A 16,193-nucleotide genomic window follows, 5' to 3' on the forward strand; every position below is an offset into this window, starting at 1 on the left:
GACCGCTCTCGGTACGTGTGCAGTCCTCACCATCATGGGTGAACACCACGCTCGCCATGGCCCGCGCTGCCCTCAGCCCGGCCACCGCGGCACTCGTCGGAGCCTGGCTCCGCAGCAAACGCCGACGGCACCGCCCACTCGAAGGAGAACAACAACACCAATGAGCACCAGTAGTAACCACGGCCGTATTCGCCCCAGGGGCAAACCCCTCCCAGCCGTCCGCCCGCACCAGAGACAAATACCGGCCCCACGCTTCGGCACAGCCACCAAATCGTACGATCCATCTCCGTCCACCACAGAGCTACGGGCCACGGGGCCAGCAATGCCATCGCCCTGGGCCTGTGATCGCCCAAAAGCGCAGGGCCATCGTCCGGCAACCTGTGGGTTGCAACGGGCGAGGCCTCACTCACGACACTACGAGCAGGGCCCGACAGCGCTGTCCCGAGACGGTCCCGGCCCCTGCAAGCGAGGAGCCGTGCCACGCACCCGTGGGAACAGGGGCTGCGCCCGCGGTAGCAGGCACTGTGGATACCGAACGGTTTGGCCACCGTGCTTGCGCGTCAAGCCTTGGCCTCAGGACTTTCATCAGCGGAGATCGTGAGAAGTCGGGCGATGGTGTCTTCGAGATCGGAACGATGTATCGGCTGGCATTCCAGTGGCGCGCACACTTCGAAGGCGAGGCGTTGCACCCGCGTCTCGCCGGACAGCAGTACCTGAAGGAACTCGGGCCCATCGGTTTCTTCACGGCCCATCAGCACCTCGACAGTCAGCCAGGTGCCGTCCGCGATCTGTCGCGATCCGCGCTGTGGCTCGCCATCAATCAGCATGAACTCCTTCTCGTACCGGCCTTCGGGTGGGGTTGCCAGCAGCCACTGGGCGAACGCGGCGGACCGTGGCGCACCGCCACCCAGTGGCACGCGTCCGATGAAGTAGGCGTCGAACCACCATGTTCCGTCCGGCTCTTCGCCGATGGCTATCCATAGGTCGTCCACCGGCGATCCGAGGTAGTGAGCGCCTCGCCAGCCGAGCCGAAAGGCCGGCTCGGTCTCATCACGGTCGCCGGACATCATCGAGCCTTCCATATCGGTGCTTCAAACACTCGCACGCTTGAGTGTACGGAGGAGCATCTCCCGAGCCGAAGGACACAAGCCGTCCGCGTACTCCTCAAGCGCAGAGGTAAGTACAGGGTCATGTTCAGAGAGTGGGCCAAAGTATTTACCGGGGTGAGCTCGCAGGTCAGCTTGACTTTCAACCTCGGTCTGAGTTGCGGCGTGCCCACTGTGCGGCCTGGACTGTTCCTTCCTGGATGTCCTGCTGGGGCAGTTGAAGGCCGAGTGCGTTTTCCAATGCGTGAAAGTACAGTTCGAACTCGCCGGTTAGTTCGGAGTGGTCCAGTTCGGCGCGGCGTATGGCCTGGTTGAGGAAGTCGAGCTGGCCGCCCCGGTAGTAAGGGGCGCGGCCCCGGTTGTACCAAATCAGTTCCAGTACACCCCAGTCGCCGTCGATGCGGCGGCCGTCGCGCGTGCAGTCGAAGGTGTAGATGGCCTTCCCGGCGCAGGCGCTCAGCCAGAACACCCCTGGCATCTTACATTTCTCTCTGGCCTGACCTCGAACGATGGCCCGTACGTGATCACTCATACGGGAATTCCGGGTACGTGAACACTGTCATCGTCTGCTCCTGCGCTCCGACCAAAGAGGCACGTGACCAGTACGAACGCCGTGAAGAACGTCCTGGGACGGGTCGTCGATGCAGACTCCGCTGACTTCGGCTGGCGCGACTTCCGCGACCTGCTGGTCCGGGCCCGAATCCAGCTCGGCGGCCCGATCGTGCCGGCCTGGGACAATGTGCGCCCGCACCTGACCAAGCCACTGCGCACGTTCATCACCGCGAGCGCCGACTGGCTCACAGTCATCCAACTGCTTACCTACGCGCTCCTGCCGCATGGACTTCGCTGTGTCGCCGACATGCTCTACCTGGGCGGCGGTCAGGCGTCGGGCGTCCCAGATCGGCGTGGCTACGTCGGCCGCCGCCGGGTTTTGCGGCGGGTTGCCGTCGGCGAGTTCAGTACCGATGAGGGCGACCAGGTCGTCGGCAGGGATGTGGCATCCACGAACGGAGAAGCAGAGATCGCTCGCCTGCTCTTGGCGGCCGGGACCTCCCCGGATTCCGAGAGCAGACTCGGCTCGGAGGGCACGCCGTTGTGCGCAGCCGCATGCTGGGGGTACACCGGGACAGTCCGCCAACTGTTGGCGCACAGCGCCGATCCGAACCTTCATGAAGATCACGGCACGGGCCGCTCTCCCCCTCGACTGGGCGATCGACGGCCCCCATCCCGAAACTGTCGCCCTCCTCACCACAGCGGGAGCAACCCCCACGGGGAACCACGGACCATCACCGTTCGTCATCAGGGATCCAATCAGCTCGATGGACCTCGTCCCTGGACCTCTGGATTGAGGCGACCCTTGACTGCAGGATCCACCTGAATCACAGCCACGTACTACTCGATGCCCCAGTCCCTCTCTTCGAACAGCAGCATGAATTCAGTGACTTCGGCCAGAAGAGCGTCAGCACGTCCCCTCTATTGCAGGAGCAGAGCAGAGCGCTCGCACCGAGCAAGTGCTCGGCTAGAGCGTGTCCGATGCGTCGCGGCGCGGGTGATGAGTCTGAGTCAGTGCAGGTCTGCCTGAAAAGCGTGCCGGTGGTCGACGGGGCAGGTGAAGATTCTCAGGTCGCCCCACCTGCCGACAACAACCCCTGTCTTGTCGTCGCTGGCCACGGTGAACAGCAGCGTCATGCCCGTGCCGCACTCGCTGCATCGAAACACGGTGGGGTGCGACAGGTGCCAGGTTGGCCAGCCGCCCAGTTTCCAGCCCGCGAGACGGGTAATGATGTCGCCGCCGTCGCCGGTCTCACGGACCAGTTCCTCCAGCCGCGGCCGGAGCTCTGGGGGCAGTTCGTCCCGGAAGGGGAAGTCGGTCAGATACTCAGCGGTGATGGAGCACGCCTGGGGCAGGTATCCGTCCTCGTCGTAACGCGACGGCAGCGGCCGGGTCGTCAACTGGCTTGTCACCTGGGCGGCCTGACGCCAGCGCACCTCCAGTACGGGGCTGGCGTCGGCCTGCTGGGCCGGAGGATCCCAGTGTTCATTGGGGCACCAAAGGATCTGCAGAAGGTCGGTGTCGGCGGGCCACCACGGTCCCGGCATGTCACGCCGGTAGATCTGGGCGACGGGCACCATGGGTGTGGCAGGTACGCCTGCAGGGCTTTCTCCGTCAGGCAAGGAGCACTCGGGCCACGCCTCGTCGCTCGGCCAGAGCAGCGGGCCGCCAATCGAGCTGCTGCCGGCCTCTGGCTTCCCGCGCTCGGGGTGCAGCACGACTGCGTCGCGCGCGTACGGAGCGAGTTCGGGGAGCGCGGCGAGTATCGCTTCAGGCGATGGTCTGGGGATGCGCGTCATCGTGCCTTCTGGTCAGTTGGTCTCAGATCGTCCGCAGCGTACAGCCCGGCTGTGACAGCGGTTCCCGAAAGCGGATCACGAGCGGAGCCACAGCCGGATGGCAGCAACGGTGACTGTGCCATGAAAGAGATACGCCCTTTCTCGTATCGGGTGGCCACGGCCCGGAAGCCCTTGAGCGCCAGGATGGTTCGCTCCACTTCATCGCGTTGGGCATACCGGCCGCGGCCGAAGCCGGTGGGCCGGCCGCCGTTGCTTCCGCGGCGTCGTTGGGCTGCTGGGTCTTCAGCTCGGGAATCGTGTGCTTGATATCTCGACGCCGCAGATAACGGCGATTGCGACGGGAGGAGTGCGCCCTGCCGCCACCAAGATGGTCGGGCCGAGTGCGGGACGGCCCCGCCGGGGCGGGAACACGGATTCGGTCCAGGACCGAGATGCGTCAGGCGGACTCGCGCCAGCGGTTGGTGATCGGGAAGCGGGGACGGGCTGGCGGACGACGAGGTGTGCATCGGCGACCGGTGCCGCATCGGCGAAGCCGAATTCGAGGTAACTCAGCCACGTGTGACCTGCTACCGCGTCCGCACGCGGCTGCACGAGCCGCGCATGGCCTCGCTGCTGGTCGCCCACCACCGGCCCGGCTTTTATCTACGCGTCATCACCGAGGGCCGGGTGCGGGCGGGAGCCCAGATCGCGCGGACCCGCACCGGGCTGCTCACCGTCGCCGATACCGATGCTCTGCTCTGTCTCTCGGGTCCCGACCCGGCCAAACTCCGTACCGCCTTGAGTATCGAGGCGCTCAGCCCCGGATGGCAGCAGTCCTTCCAGGACATGGGCCGCCGGCTCGACGAGCCGCCCCCCTCACCCGCCGCGCCGGGGTGGAGGGACTTCAGGCGGCTGCACGTGACCCAGGTCGTCCCCGAGAGGCCCACGGTGTCCTCGTTCTACCTGCAGGCCATGGACTCCCAGCCGCTGCCCCCGGCCATGCCCGGCCAGTACCTGAGCGTACGGGTCCCCAGAGCGGGCCAGCCCAGCCTGGTACGTTCGTATTCGTTGTCCTCTGCCCCCAGTGCCGCCGAGTACCGGATCAGCGTCAAACGCGAAGACCGCTGCGCTGTCAGCACCTACCTCCACACCCACGTGAACAGTGGCGACGTCATCGAAGTGACCGCCTCCCGCGGGACGTTCGTGTTGGCCGAGGATCACATGCCCGTGGCACTGTTCTCGGCGGGCATCGACGCCACCCCGTTCTGGCGATGCTGCACCAGCCGGCCCGCGAGCGCTGCTCCCGCGCCGTGTGGCGAGTGCACGCCGCGCGCAACCCCGGGCAGCACGCCTTCGCAGAAGAAGCCCGGCAACTGCTCGCCCGGCTGCCCAACGCCTGCGCCTTCATCTACTACACCACCCCGAATCTTGAGGCCGCCAGGGGGCCGGGCATCACGCACGGACATGTGACCAATGAGAGCATCCGGGAGCTGGGCATCCCCGCCGATGCACACGCATACCTGTGCGACCCTGCGGGCTTCATGTCGGACGTGGCAGCTGCTCTCCAGCTGGCGGGGCTGAGCGGTTCGAACATCCATACCGAGATCTTCGGAGCGCAGGCAGCCGTCAACCCCGGCCTCACCGGCCCAGGTCCCGCACATCCTCACCGGCCGCCCGGTCCTCAGGGCACAGGGCCTTTCGTCACCTTCGATCGCAGCGGACTGTCCACCCGCTGGTCGGACCAGTACGAAACACTGCTGGAGCTGACGGAGGCATGCGACATCCCCACGCGCTGGTCCTGCCGCACCGGGGTATGCCATACCTGCACCACGCCCCCGCTCACCGACCACGTCCAGTACACGACTCAGCCCCTGGAGAATCCCGCCTCGGGTGAAGCCCTGCCATGCTGCAGCATCCCCACCACCGATGTCCTTCTCGACCTGTGAGGTGACGCGGACCGCGGACAGCGCTCCCCTCGCATGGCACAAGGCCTCTTCGAGTTCCGGACCGGCAGGCGGTCGGGCCGTCAGAACCTCAGCCCGGAGGCCACCGGCATGCTGACCGGCGACCTGCGGCACCGCCCGGACATCTCCCGAGGCCTTTCAAGTCGGCCGCCCGCCTCAGGTCCGATCCGAAATGGCGTTTCACCCCGACACCACCGCCGCTTGGGGCAGTCCGTCCGGATACGGCGCCTCCAGACACCTCACCCGCAGTGATGGAGGACAGTCGATGCAGGGAATCGGCCAACAGGTTGCGCGCAGTTGGGGGCCTCCTGGATTTGGCTGCCGCCAATCCGGGATAGCTCCCGACGGCCGGCATCGCTGACCGATTTCCACCATCAATTCCACTGGCCCGTCCGCAGATTTGCCAGCACCGGATGACGGGCACCGAAGCCGGTCTCCGCGGCGCGGGCAGATCAATGCTTCCAAGGTCTGCCCTCCGAGAGGCCTCAGGAGTTTTGGGCTTCCTTGACGCGCTGATAGTGGCGTCGGGCCTTCATCCGGTTTCCGCACTCGGCCATGGAGCACCACCGGGCACTGTTGGGCTTGCTTCGGTCGAGCAGGAAGCGTCGACACTGCGGGTTTGCGCAGGGCCTGAGCCGTCCTGGCTTGGTCTCCTGCAGGGTGGCCCAGGTCAGCACCGACTCAACCGCCATGCGGCGCGTGGCGGGTACCCGCAGGGACCATTCGAGCTTCCCGCCCGAGATGTCGGGAACGCTGCTGACCCCCTGCAGGAATTCACCCAGGCACGCCGCTTCGCGCCCGCCTCTCACGACCTCCTGAAGGGCGTCGCGTGCGGCAATGAGGCAGCTGAGTTCGTCGCTCGCCCCGCTCCCTCCGTGCTGGCGCACCCATGCACGGCCTGCAGAGCGCGTGCCGAGAGCATCCCGTGTCGAGCCCTCGACCACGGCGGTCGTGTTGAGCAGTTCCAGCAGCGTGTCTTCTTGAGCCCTGTCGATCGCCACACTCCGACCCCTAACCTGTTTCCCATCGTTGACAGGTTATCCTGCCTCGCGTCCAGTTTAACCATCAAATTTCATCATATAGGTTATATGACCTGGAGGCGTCCGGGCCCGCCCGGCGCGGTACTTCACCGCCTGGACCAGACGCCGGAACTGGGAAATCGACGTTGTCGCCGGTGCCGCAGTCTCGACGGCGACCTGCCGGCGGCTACCGGATCAGCGCACTGCTGCCCGGCGCCCGCCAGCGTGCTCCGCTCGGCGACTGCACGCAGCCGCACGATCTGGTCGACGCTGTGGACTCGGCACGAAACCACTCCGGGAACCGATGCACACGCCCATCACGATCGTCAAGTGCGGGCCTTTCGAATGCCACTATTGCAGTCAGGCCGAGCCCGCCGCGCGCGAACTGCCGTCCTCACATCCCGACGTCCGTCACGCCTGGCGGCATCCACCCCTCAGCGACGCGCATCTCCATTGCTCGCCCATGCCGATACCTTGCGGCTCGACACCACCCCCTTCGAGCGCGAGCCTCTCAGGAGGACCCACCGGGCGTCGGTCGACGACCACATCGCGTCCGCCGACACCGACTGCGCCCCTGACAGGCAAAGCAGGAGGGACGGTTTGGACGCACCGGGATCGCAGAACTGGCTGCGCGCCGCGGACGACCGTCCCCCGCCCCGGAATCCGGCCCGCCTGCCGCCCGCTCAGCCTTCAGGGACGCGTGGGGGCTCCGCAGATTGCGGGCGGTCATCGAGTTCGACCGCCGTGCCAGGCGCGAGCTTTCAGGCGCCATCCGTGCTCCCGCCCACTGAACGACCGGCCCGAGCGCCTACCCATCTACGAAAGGCGGGCACAGCGAGGGCCGGCAACCAGTAGATCTAACCATTAAAACCTATTTGACAGGTTAGGCCCGGCGTGCTGGACTACACCGACCGTTCAAAGCGATCTTGGAGGTTGGCATGAGCAGCGTCGTGCATCACCGCACCGCCACCATCAACGACATGGATGTCTTCTACCGAGAGGCCGGAGACCCACAGTCACCGACACTCGTGCTACTGCACGGCTTCCCGACGAGTTCGCACATGTTCCGCAACCTGATCCCGGCGCTCGCTGACACCTACCGCGTAGTCGCGCCCGACATGATCGGATTCGGGCAGTCGGCCATGCCGACGGTCGACGAGTTCGACTACACCTTCGACGCCGTCACCGACGTGACCACCGGCCTGCTGGAGCAGCTCGGCATCGAGCGGTTTGCGGTCTATGTGCAGGACTACGGAGCACCCATCGCCTGGCGGCTCGCCCTGCGGTCTCCGCAGAGCATCACCGCGATCATCACGCAGAACGGCAACGCCTACACCGACGGATTCGTCAAAGCATTCTGGGACGGGCTGTTCGCCTACGCCGAGAGTCCGACGCCCGAGACCGAGGCCCCTCTCCGCGAAGCCCTGACCCTCGAAATGACCCGTTGGCAGTACCTGAACGGGGTTGCGGATCCGAGCCTCGTCAGCCCGGACAACTGGACCATTGACCAGGCGCTGCTCGACCGTACGGGCAACGACGCCATCCAGCTCGCGCTGTTTCGCAACTATCCGACCAACGTTGCCCTCTACCCCCAGCTGCAGCAGTACTTCCGCGACAGCCAGGTGCCACTGCTGGCCGTGTGGGGAGCCAATGACGAGATCTTCGGCCCCGAGGGAGCTCGCGCCTTCCAGCGCGACCTGCCCGACGCCGAGATCCACCTCCTCGAATCCGGGCACTTCGCCCTGGAGAGCCACCTGGAGGACATCACCGGCTACATCCGCGGATTCCTCGCCCGCGTCATCTCCTGACACGCACGGTCTGCGTGCCCCGGCGACCGGCCAGCAGAAAACCCTTGGCCGGTGTGCATGTACCGCATCAAGCATTTTCAGCACACGGTCCAGGACCGGACATGTACCGCCTACAGCGCTCCTTCAATCCGATACCGCAATCCGTCTGCCAAGCACGAGGTCTATCGCTTTCGATATCGGTTGCCATGCGTCCACCGCACGATGTGATGACATCCGCAGCCACGTCTCCGAGTTGGCCGGCAACGCCAATCCTTCACACAGGCGGCAGTGGCAGCCCCTTTGTCACCGGGTCGCCATCAGCCGAAACGCATGTGCCCTCGGCCGATCCACAAGTCCTGAGCAATGCTCCCCCAACCGCAGCTCGGACCTGAAGGAGCTGCGGGCCGGCGCCGTGCCTCACCAGCTGAAGCGGATACGCAATAGGCGATCCCGTCAACACCGGTGGGATCCTTCCACCACTCACGGCCAAGGCAGCCCGCACGTGCGTAGGGAGACGCCAATGCCGCAGGGGCGATCACGCTCCTGCTCGTGCACAAATGCCGGGACCTCGCACTGAAGCCAGTGACCGCCACAACCATCCTCTTAACGGTCTGTATTTGCGGCCGTGGGACCCTGCGTGCTCGGGGCGTGTCGGAAGCCAATGGCGGCTCTCCGGTCGCTCTTTGCTTACCCAGGCGAGCCGGCAACAGAAGGGCAGGGCTGCTTCGACGTCTTCCCGTTTGCCCGCGGCCGCCACCGTTCCCCGGCACTGATGGTCGCCACGCATCCTAGTCCTGGCCCGTCCGGCGATCCTGCTCGGGCATCACACTGGCCGCTGCCGCTATGCCGCGTTCTTCATCTGGGCCGGCATCGGCGCAGTATCACGTGTCATGTTCACGCAGGCGATGGCCGCACTCGCAGTCTGGGGCCTGATGTAAAAGTGCTGGCCACAGCCACTCGCTGAGGACTGCGACCAGCACGGGTCGCCTCGTAGCGCAGGGCCAGTTCGTCGTATCGCGTGGCGACGGCGCGATAGCGCTTGAGTCAGCTGGTGTCGCATTCGACCACGTGGCGTTCTCGGTAGCCGGTCTCGTCGAACTTCGGTGACCGCCCGTCGCGAGGGCCGATCCTCTGTCAGTTGCGGACCCGGTCCGCAGGAACCGGGATCGTCGCCCTGATACCGCGTCTGCACTGGTAGGAGCGGTTCTTGCCGGAGTCGTACGCTTTGCCGGGGCGCACTCGGTCCGGTCGCTTACGCGGCCGTCCCCGGACAGGCCCGGGCACCTGGATCGCATCCAGGACCGGCTCGTACTGCGGAGAATCGCCCCGCTGACCCGCCGTGATCACCAGCGACAACGGCATCTGCCTCTGCTTGACCGCCAAGTGGATCTCGGCGCCGGAGCAAGTCATGGACCCGCGCGCGAGGCCCGTACCGTTCCGGCACATCACGCCAAGGGGCACTGGTGCAGATACGCCACCGTATGCTGCCCATCAACTGCCGCCGCGTCCACACCGGCGGACGGCCCGGATTGATGCCCCGGCCGGGGCATCGTACGCCCCATGACCGGTGCCGCCCTCCTGGTCGCCGCCCTGGCCTTCGTGCTCGCGGGCCTCGGCGGACACAGCGTCGCACTGATCGACATGGCCGTGCACACCGCCCTCATCCTCTGCCAGCGCACCATCTACCCACTTGGCCCCGACGCCCGTGCCCACCCCAACAGTGCCTTCATCGCCACGTTCTTCGTCGGCGGTGCGGCCGGCTCCCAGCTCGGCTCCGTCGTCCACCACGCCGGGAGCCGGACCGCCCTCACCATCCTGGGCGCCGCCCTCCCCTTGATCAGCCCTTCTCTACTGGACCACCGAACGCCGACAGCGGGGTCACCCAGCCGAGCGCAGTAGACCGGTGAGGTTCGCTGTCCTGAGGCCGGTCGGGGGCCAGCGGGCCGAGGCAGAGCCGTCACTCGGGAGCCCTCAGGAAAAGCCCTGCCGGCTCTGCTGTTGGTGCGGGCAGGGCAGCCGGTCGCTGTCAGCGAGATCAGCAACGTGCTGTGGGGCCGGCGCGTACCCAACAGCGCCGTCAACGTGGTCCGCCGACATGTTGGATCGCTGCGCCGTCTCTTGGAGTCCGTGCTCCCCGCCCGAGCCGATCGCCCACTACTTCGCCCACCCGCCCGTCAATAGCACCATCGCCGACCCCGCCCGGATCACCGGCGCCCGCTGGCCCCAGCTATGCACAACGCCCACCACGACAGCAAAGTGAGAATCGCTGTGGGCAGCGAGGTGAGAGTCAGCACCAGCAGGCAGCAGTGCCGCCCGTCGCCAACACCGGTACGGCTCAGAGCCCGACCACGATCCTGAAGCGGGGGCCCGCTCGCCTGATTGCGATCGTCCTTTCGGGGGATCAATACGCTGCCACAACATAGGGTGCAGGGCTTACGACCCGAGGAGTGATCGGATGTGATCCAGAGTCAGGATATGCGAGAGGAATGGTCATGTTGAAAATCTTGAAGAGGCGCGCTCGGCGCATCGCCGTAGGCTCGGGCGCTGCCGCAGTCATCGTTATCGGTGCTCCGCTGCTGGCCGCTGCGGCTCCCGCTCAGGCTTCTGTTCCCGTGGAGCCCTACGCCACGGTGATCAGTCAGAATGGGGTGAACGAGCGGCAGTACCCCAGCACCGACTCGTCGGTGGTGGGCATCCTCCAGTACGCCGATCAAGTGGGCCTGCGATGCAAGGTCCGTGCGCAGAACATCGCCGACAACAACGTCTGGTACCTCCTGCTTGACGAGCAGACATGGATCTCGGCAAGGTACGTAGTCCAGACCGGGACCGTCCCCTACTGCAAGGACCTCCAGCAGAACCGGCTCACTTACAGCCCGGAGGCGGCCGACGCCAGGGGTTGAGCGCGCCCGCCCCTCGGAACGTTCGGCCATGGCGGACACGGTCTGAGTCGACAGGTCCGCCCCGGGACGGCTGTGGGCCGACACTGTTGGCGAATCCGAAACGAAGAGAGACGCCTGGTCCAGTCACTTCGTTGGGCAGCTGGACCAGGGGGCGTTTCGCGTTTGGGGGTCCGGTGTCGCTTCGAAGTGGCGTCGTGGATGAGGTTTCCGCCGGGCACGGCGTTGGTGGCGAAGGCTGCGTTTCCCAAGGGCAGCCGACGCCTGCGGGCCGCACCTGTCCGTGCCGGTCTCTTCGACGCTTGCTCGACCGCCAAGTCCGCAGCGGTCTTTGCAGGGCGAGCGCCACATCGCTCCCGCGCCACGCGTGGCCGGCAGCGAGCAGATCCTCTTCCGCATCGCATGGCCCAGCGTGAACACGACCACACAGCCGCCAAGGGTGCCGTCTTTCGCGGTGGCCCTGCACTGGCTCCAGCGGGTCTCGCCATGGGCTGCGCTCGGATACGCGCAGTGGGCCCACCACAGAACTCGGGTCAGAACTTCTGTCTGTGGAACAGAGCTTCCCCGCGCAGGGCCGGGCCGGGGGAAAGGACTCGCAGCGGCGCACGGCCCGCCCGGTCGACGTGCGAAGGACTCCCGGGCGGGCTCCGCCCTCCACATTGCCCGGCTCTCGCTGTTGCCGCATGCGGAACGGCCGTTGTCTGGGCCGAATGGAACGGCGGCCACTGCCAGGACGTGTCCGGTCGATCACACGTCCAGTGCCGCTGCACACAACGTTCGCCCCGATCGGCTGGCGGTGTTGTCGCCTGGTAGCGTCGCTCTCTTCGGCGGGGACGGCCTGCTGGAGTCCTGGCGGGGTGCTCTGTGTCTCTTCCGAATGCCGGTGTTCTCGGTGTTGCGGTGGCCAGAACCACGGAATGCTTCGGTGTCATGACGGCCCAGGCGGACGAGGCCGGCTGCGGCCGGTGCTTCGACGAGGGGGAAGTCACGCTCCGCGGACTCCTTCCTCATGTCCCTCTCCCGGCGGACCGTGTCCGCCGGGTCGCGCAGAAAGATCCTTTCCACTGGGACGACTCCCTGGATGTGTGGTGGACGCAGACTCTGCGGGCGGAATCACCCCCGACTTCGGCGTGCGCGGTCTTCGAGAGCTGCGCGACGGCGAGTTCCTCGCTCACCCCATGGCTCGCTCGCTCGCTGGCAGGCGGAGCCGGGGCGGATCGCCCGGAAGCACCTGGAGGAGAGCGTCACCTGGCGGAGGGCACGGAGTGGCTGCACAACGCCTCGGGACCCTACTCGTCCCAGTGCCCGGCCTGTCCGGCACCACGTACCCGCCAGGAACGACGGTAACTGTCCGCGGTCGCGGCGCAACTGTCGATGCCTTCGTCAACGGCGACTGGCTTCCGCTGTCGTGCTGGGAATTCTCCGACGGCCTCCGCGAGGACATCGCCGACCGCTGACCCTGGCGCGCAAACGGTCATCTGCGCAGATGCCCAGGGCTCTCTTTTGCACGATCACGTCAACGACGCCGACTCTCACATGCCCCAGAGAGGTGGGGTCTGCGTGACCCCCATTGCCTGGGCGCACCTCTCGGGATGGCGCCATGAGTCTCGCTGTTCCGGGTTGTGCCGACGGGGTGTTGGTGATCGCCGACTGTGCGGCGTCTGACGCGTTTTCCTTTCGCGGGCAGAACAAGGGTCCCGCTGTGCTGGTCGGGTTCTCCACGGCCTTCCGGGCCGCGCGGGGCGCCAGGGGGCAGCCGGTCGGCCGGTTGGGAGGACAGCGCCGCGAGACGGCGCCATCGCCAGCCTTCTCGGCTTCGACGCCACAAACCTTGCGCCCCGAGCCCTGGCAACCCTCAGGCCGGAAGTCCGGATGGCCGAAGCCTCTCGGACGATCCGGGCCTCGGGCCTGAAAACGGCAGTGCTGTCCAGCGACAGGCCCCCTCTCGCCATCGTGATGCCGTGGGCCGCAGAGACGCGATCCCCGAATCGACTCATCCAGCAACAATCGTCAGCCCATGTGTCACATGCCTATCAACCTCGGCGATTCGGCCACCGCCACGCCCGGCCTGCTCCGCACGCCCCAAGGGTGGGTGCATTCGACACCTGCCTCTCCCACGTTCCCGCACGGAATCCGCTTCGGCTCAAACACGTGTGTTCGATATCGCCGTCTCATTCGTTGGCCTTTGTGACGCCGAACAACCGACAACGACCGAGCAGGAGACGTGCAGTTGACCTCAGCCGACGCCAGGGCCACGCGAGCCGCGACACCGCCCTCTCCCCCGCCACCGCCACCGCCACCGCCCGCCGAGATCAAGTACACGGGGGAATACTCCGTGAACCCGCTCGGCGAGGTCTCATTCCGCAAGCTCTGTGCACAGCTCCCCGCAGTCCTGCGCCGCATCGCCAAGATGTCCTGGGACATCGACCGCCGGGCCGTGCTGCTGCTCCTCGCCTGCCAGCTGCTGACCGGCGTCGCCGCCGGGGTACTGCTGGCCGCCACGGCCAGGGCCATGCGCCCCGTCCTCGGGGACTCCGCCGTTGCCGACCGCCTGCACCAAGCCCTGCCGGCTCTGTTCGTCGTAGCCGGTGCGACGGCTGTCACCCGCGGTGCGAGCGCCTTGGCCTCATACGCCGAACGGCGGATCACCCCCAGGCTCACGACCGCGACGGACACCGCACTGGTCGAGGCGGTCTGCCGCGTCGAGGCGACGGCGTACGCCGTGGACGGGTTCGCCGGACGGCAGGAAGCCGCGGAGATGGGGGTGATCCGCACACACGTCATGGTCACCGACGCCCAGCGCTTCATGTCGGCCCTGGTCAAGATGGTCACAGCCAGCGGTGTCCTTTCCGTTCTGAACCCCCTGATGCTTCCTCTGCTACTCCTCGCCGTGCTCCCGGCCGGTGTCGGGGCTGCGCTCACCGCCCGGGTCGATTACGAGATCCACTACGCGAACATCGCCGATCGCAATGTGAGGGGGATGATGCGGTGGTGGTCCACGACCCCCAAGTACGGCGACGAGGTACGCGCCAATGGGATGACGGACTATCTTCTGTACTGGTACCGGTCACTGTCCGAACGGGTCGATGAGCGAACGCTCGCCGCGGCCCCGCGGACACTGCGCATCGCGCTGGTGTCCTCGCTCGTCGGCGGGATGTTCCTGGTCGCCACATGGGCTGCCCTCGTCTGGCTGGCCGTGACGGGCCGGGTCCCTCTCGCCGTCGCCGCCACTGCGGTCGTCGCCGTCCAGACCACGCTGGCCGCCCTGTCGCAGGTCATCATCAACGGCGCCGCCGTCTTCCATACGAGCCTCTACCTCAGCGATATGCAGGCTTTCCTCGACGACGCGGCCGAGCGGGCTCCTCAGCGCGGCGAGCTACGGGTGAGCGCACCGGTGGAGGAGATCCGGCTGGAAGAGGCCACCTATCAGTACCCGGGCAAGGACAAGCCGGCCGTCGACGGCGTCTCTCTGACCTTGCGACGCGGAGAGATCCTCGCAATCGTCGGGGTGAACGGCTCCGGCAAGAGCACCCTGACTCGCCTGATCACAGGTATCTACCTCGTCGACAAAGGCAGCGTGACCTGGAACGGCTCGGACCTCGCCTCCGTCGATCCGGCCACGGTCTGGGCCCACACCGGGCTGGTCCCGCAGATCTTCGCGCAATGGCCGCTGCGGGTCCGGGAGAACGTGACGCTGGGACAACCTCGCACCTTCGACGACGCACCTGTATGGGACGCGGTCGACGCCGTCGGCATGCGCGATGCCGTCGAGGACCTGCCGAACGGCCTCGACACGCTCCTCGCGAGGGAGTGGTTCGGCAGGGCCGAGCTGTCGGGGGGCCAGTGGCAGCGCCTGGCCTGCTCCAGGGCCCTGTACCGGCGCCCGCCTCTGCTGATCCTGGACGAACCCACCTCTCAGATGGACCCGCGAGGCGAGCACCAGATTTTCGAGGAGATCAAGTCCATCGCCGGCGACCGGATCACGATCGTCGTCACGCACCGGCTGGAGAACACGAAGGTCGCCGACCACATCGTGGTGATGGAACAGGGGCGCATTACTGAGCAGGGCCGGTACAACGACCTCGCACACGCCGGCGGCACCTTCGCCGAACTCCTCGAACTCTCGCAGGACCGATAGCCGGTCCCGGAGAAGGTAGTAGGAACCGAGAATCCGTGAGCAATTCCGGATGACCACGAACACCGAATGAGCAGAATCCGCGTTTCGTGGGCAATGGACGCCGCCCGGAGGTTCCACGGGTAGCTCCTGCGGCTGGCAAGCTTCGAGGAGGCGGGACGGACCGCGTCAGCGCGATGCGTCTTGGCCACCTCGACGGTGCAAGGTAGCCAACCGATGTCGCACTCCGTCGGTTCGTAACCAGTCGTACCGGCGTCCCGGAGCTGCATTCCTTCACGAGGACCGCGAGACAACTACCATGTGCCACATTTCGATTGCCTGCGGTAAGCGAGGCGGGGACAGTGTGTGCACCGCCGACGGGTGGTCGCGCCTCGTGCAGGTTGCCCTGGAGCGGTGTACAGGACGACTCTGGAGGAGGCATCGCCTGCGGCTCGGAAAACCGGCATCAGGCTGTGCATCCGGAGACGACGGAGAGGTGCCGACCGTGGACGGTCGGGAACCTGTGGGAAAGCGGCCCGGCGCGAGTGGACACCGGGCTGTGCCACACACCGCGGACATGCGGGTGGAAGCATGGTCGCCGACCGCCGAGGGGTGCATCGACGAGGCGGTACACGCGGTGCTGGAGGGCTTCGCCGACACGTCCGGGGCCGCGGTTGTCGGTGAACGCGAATACGTGGTCACGGCGGAGTCCGACGAGGATCTACTGGTGTCCGTCCTGGAGGAGGTCGTTTACCGGATGGATGCCGACGGTGAGATCCCGCTCACTGTTGAGGTGGGGGCGATCCAGTCAGCGGGGGACGGTCGGGGCCTGTCGGTCCGCTTCCGGATGGCCGACGCCGGCACCGCCGTGCCGATCGGTGCGGTGCCGAAGGCCGTGTCGCTGCACGACCTGCAACTGCGTGGCGGCCCTGGCGGCTGGACCTGCCGGGTGACCCTCGATGTCTGAGTGCAGGG

Annotated in this window: 12 protein-coding genes and 4 pseudogenes; 10 read left to right on the plus strand and 6 right to left on the minus strand. The window is 66.7% G+C overall.

All coding sequences use genetic code 11. The features are described 5' to 3' along the window. Nucleotides 1-560 precede the first annotated feature (560 nt). Together OG609_RS01055 and OG609_RS01060 are read right to left on the minus strand one after the other, a co-directional pair. A complete protein-coding gene (locus tag OG609_RS01055; RefSeq protein ID WP_327270991.1) occupies nt 561-1,070 on the minus strand; it encodes a hypothetical protein in 510 nt (169 codons plus the stop codon). Between the two features lie 178 nt (nt 1,071-1,248). Further along, complete coding sequence (locus OG609_RS01060) at nt 1,249-1,575, minus strand: hypothetical protein (RefSeq protein WP_327270992.1); 327 nt, start codon at nt 1,573-1,575, stop codon at nt 1,249-1,251. A gap of 186 nt (nt 1,576-1,761) precedes the next feature. Here OG609_RS01060 and OG609_RS45935 point away from each other — a divergent pair. After that, nucleotides 1,762-1,932: pseudogene (locus OG609_RS45935) on the plus strand (IS630 family transposase); the annotation flags it as partial. Nucleotides 1,933-1,965: 33 nt separating this feature from the next. Then, nucleotides 1,966-2,455: pseudogene (locus tag OG609_RS01065) on the plus strand (ankyrin repeat domain-containing protein). Nucleotides 2,456-2,669: 214 nt separating this feature from the next. Here the strand turns inward: OG609_RS01065 and OG609_RS01070 are convergent. Further along, a complete protein-coding gene (locus OG609_RS01070; RefSeq protein ID WP_327270993.1) occupies nt 2,670-3,458 on the minus strand; it encodes a hypothetical protein in 789 nt (262 codons plus the stop codon). 75 nt (nt 3,459-3,533) lie between these two features. Further along, nucleotides 3,534-3,891, minus strand: a pseudogene (locus OG609_RS01075) (IS5/IS1182 family transposase); the annotation flags it as partial. Between the two features lie 50 nt (nt 3,892-3,941). On the opposite strand from OG609_RS01075, the pseudogene OG609_RS45940 reads away from it, so the two are divergent. Beyond that, a pseudogene (locus OG609_RS45940) lies at nt 3,942-4,628 on the plus strand (MOSC domain-containing protein); the annotation flags it as partial. Nucleotides 4,629-4,702: 74 nt separating this feature from the next. After that, the gene (locus tag OG609_RS45945; RefSeq protein WP_442818053.1) at nt 4,703-5,383 is read left to right on the plus strand and encodes a 2Fe-2S iron-sulfur cluster-binding protein; all 681 of its coding nucleotides are present in this window, start codon (nt 4,703-4,705) and stop codon (nt 5,381-5,383) included. 503 nt (nt 5,384-5,886) lie between these two features. Here the strand turns inward: OG609_RS45945 and OG609_RS01085 are convergent. Next, a complete protein-coding gene (locus OG609_RS01085) occupies nt 5,887-6,402 on the minus strand; it encodes a CGNR zinc finger domain-containing protein (protein WP_327270995.1) in 516 nt (171 codons plus the stop codon). Nucleotides 6,403-7,358: 956 nt separating this feature from the next. On the opposite strand from OG609_RS01085, the gene OG609_RS01090 reads away from it, so the two are divergent. Then, nucleotides 7,359-8,228: an alpha/beta fold hydrolase gene (locus OG609_RS01090; RefSeq protein WP_327270996.1), complete on the plus strand. Its 870-nt coding sequence runs from the start codon at nt 7,359-7,361 to the stop codon at nt 8,226-8,228. 1,231 nt (nt 8,229-9,459) lie between these two features. On the opposite strand, the gene OG609_RS01095 is transcribed toward OG609_RS01090, so the two are convergent. After that, entirely contained in the window at nt 9,460-9,699 is a 240-nt protein-coding gene (locus OG609_RS01095) for a hypothetical protein (protein ID WP_327270997.1), read from the minus strand. Between the two features lie 68 nt (nt 9,700-9,767). Here OG609_RS01095 and OG609_RS01100 point away from each other — a divergent pair, with 68 nt between their 5' ends. The 5 genes from OG609_RS01100 to OG609_RS01120 all read left to right on the plus strand — a co-directional run bounded on the left by OG609_RS01100 (nt 9,768) and on the right by OG609_RS01120 (nt 16,185). Continuing rightward, nucleotides 9,768-10,106, plus strand: coding sequence for a hypothetical protein (locus OG609_RS01100; RefSeq protein ID WP_327270998.1), 339 nt, complete (start codon nt 9,768-9,770; stop codon nt 10,104-10,106). A gap of 593 nt (nt 10,107-10,699) precedes the next feature. Further along, nucleotides 10,700-11,107, plus strand: a complete 408-nt coding sequence (locus OG609_RS01105) for an SH3 domain-containing protein (protein ID WP_327270999.1) — start codon at nt 10,700-10,702, stop codon at nt 11,105-11,107. Between the two features lie 1,262 nt (nt 11,108-12,369). Further along, entirely contained in the window at nt 12,370-12,561 is a 192-nt protein-coding gene (locus tag OG609_RS01110; protein WP_327271000.1) for a hypothetical protein, read from the plus strand. A gap of 773 nt (nt 12,562-13,334) precedes the next feature. Continuing rightward, nucleotides 13,335-15,242 carry an ATP-binding cassette domain-containing protein gene (locus OG609_RS01115; RefSeq protein ID WP_442817927.1) on the plus strand — a complete coding sequence of 636 codons (1,908 nt, stop codon included), beginning with the start codon at nt 13,335-13,337 and terminating at the stop codon, nt 15,240-15,242. Between the two features lie 535 nt (nt 15,243-15,777). Further along, nucleotides 15,778-16,185: an archease gene (locus tag OG609_RS01120; protein ID WP_327271001.1), complete on the plus strand. Its 408-nt coding sequence runs from the start codon at nt 15,778-15,780 to the stop codon at nt 16,183-16,185. Nucleotides 16,186-16,193: the final 8 nt, after the last annotated feature.

The organism is Streptomyces sp. NBC_01224, from assembly GCF_036002945.1.
Lineage (GTDB): Bacteria > Actinomycetota > Actinomycetes > Streptomycetales > Streptomycetaceae > Streptomyces.

Coding starts and splice junctions, on each gene's coding strand:
- OG609_RS01055 (WP_327270991.1), bottom strand. CDS start 1,070: ATGATGTCCGGCGACCGTGATGAGACCGAGCCGGCCTTTCGGCTCGGC.
- OG609_RS01070 (WP_327270993.1), bottom strand. CDS start 3,458: ATGACGCGCATCCCCAGACCATCGCCTGAAGCGATACTCGCCGCGCTC.
- OG609_RS01090 (WP_327270996.1), top strand. CDS start 7,359: ATGAGCAGCGTCGTGCATCACCGCACCGCCACCATCAACGACATGGAT.
- OG609_RS01095 (WP_327270997.1), bottom strand. CDS start 9,699: ATGGGCAGCATACGGTGGCGTATCTGCACCAGTGCCCCTTGGCGTGAT.
- OG609_RS01100 (WP_327270998.1), top strand. CDS start 9,768: ATGACCGGTGCCGCCCTCCTGGTCGCCGCCCTGGCCTTCGTGCTCGCG.
- OG609_RS01105 (WP_327270999.1), top strand. CDS start 10,700: ATGTTGAAAATCTTGAAGAGGCGCGCTCGGCGCATCGCCGTAGGCTCG.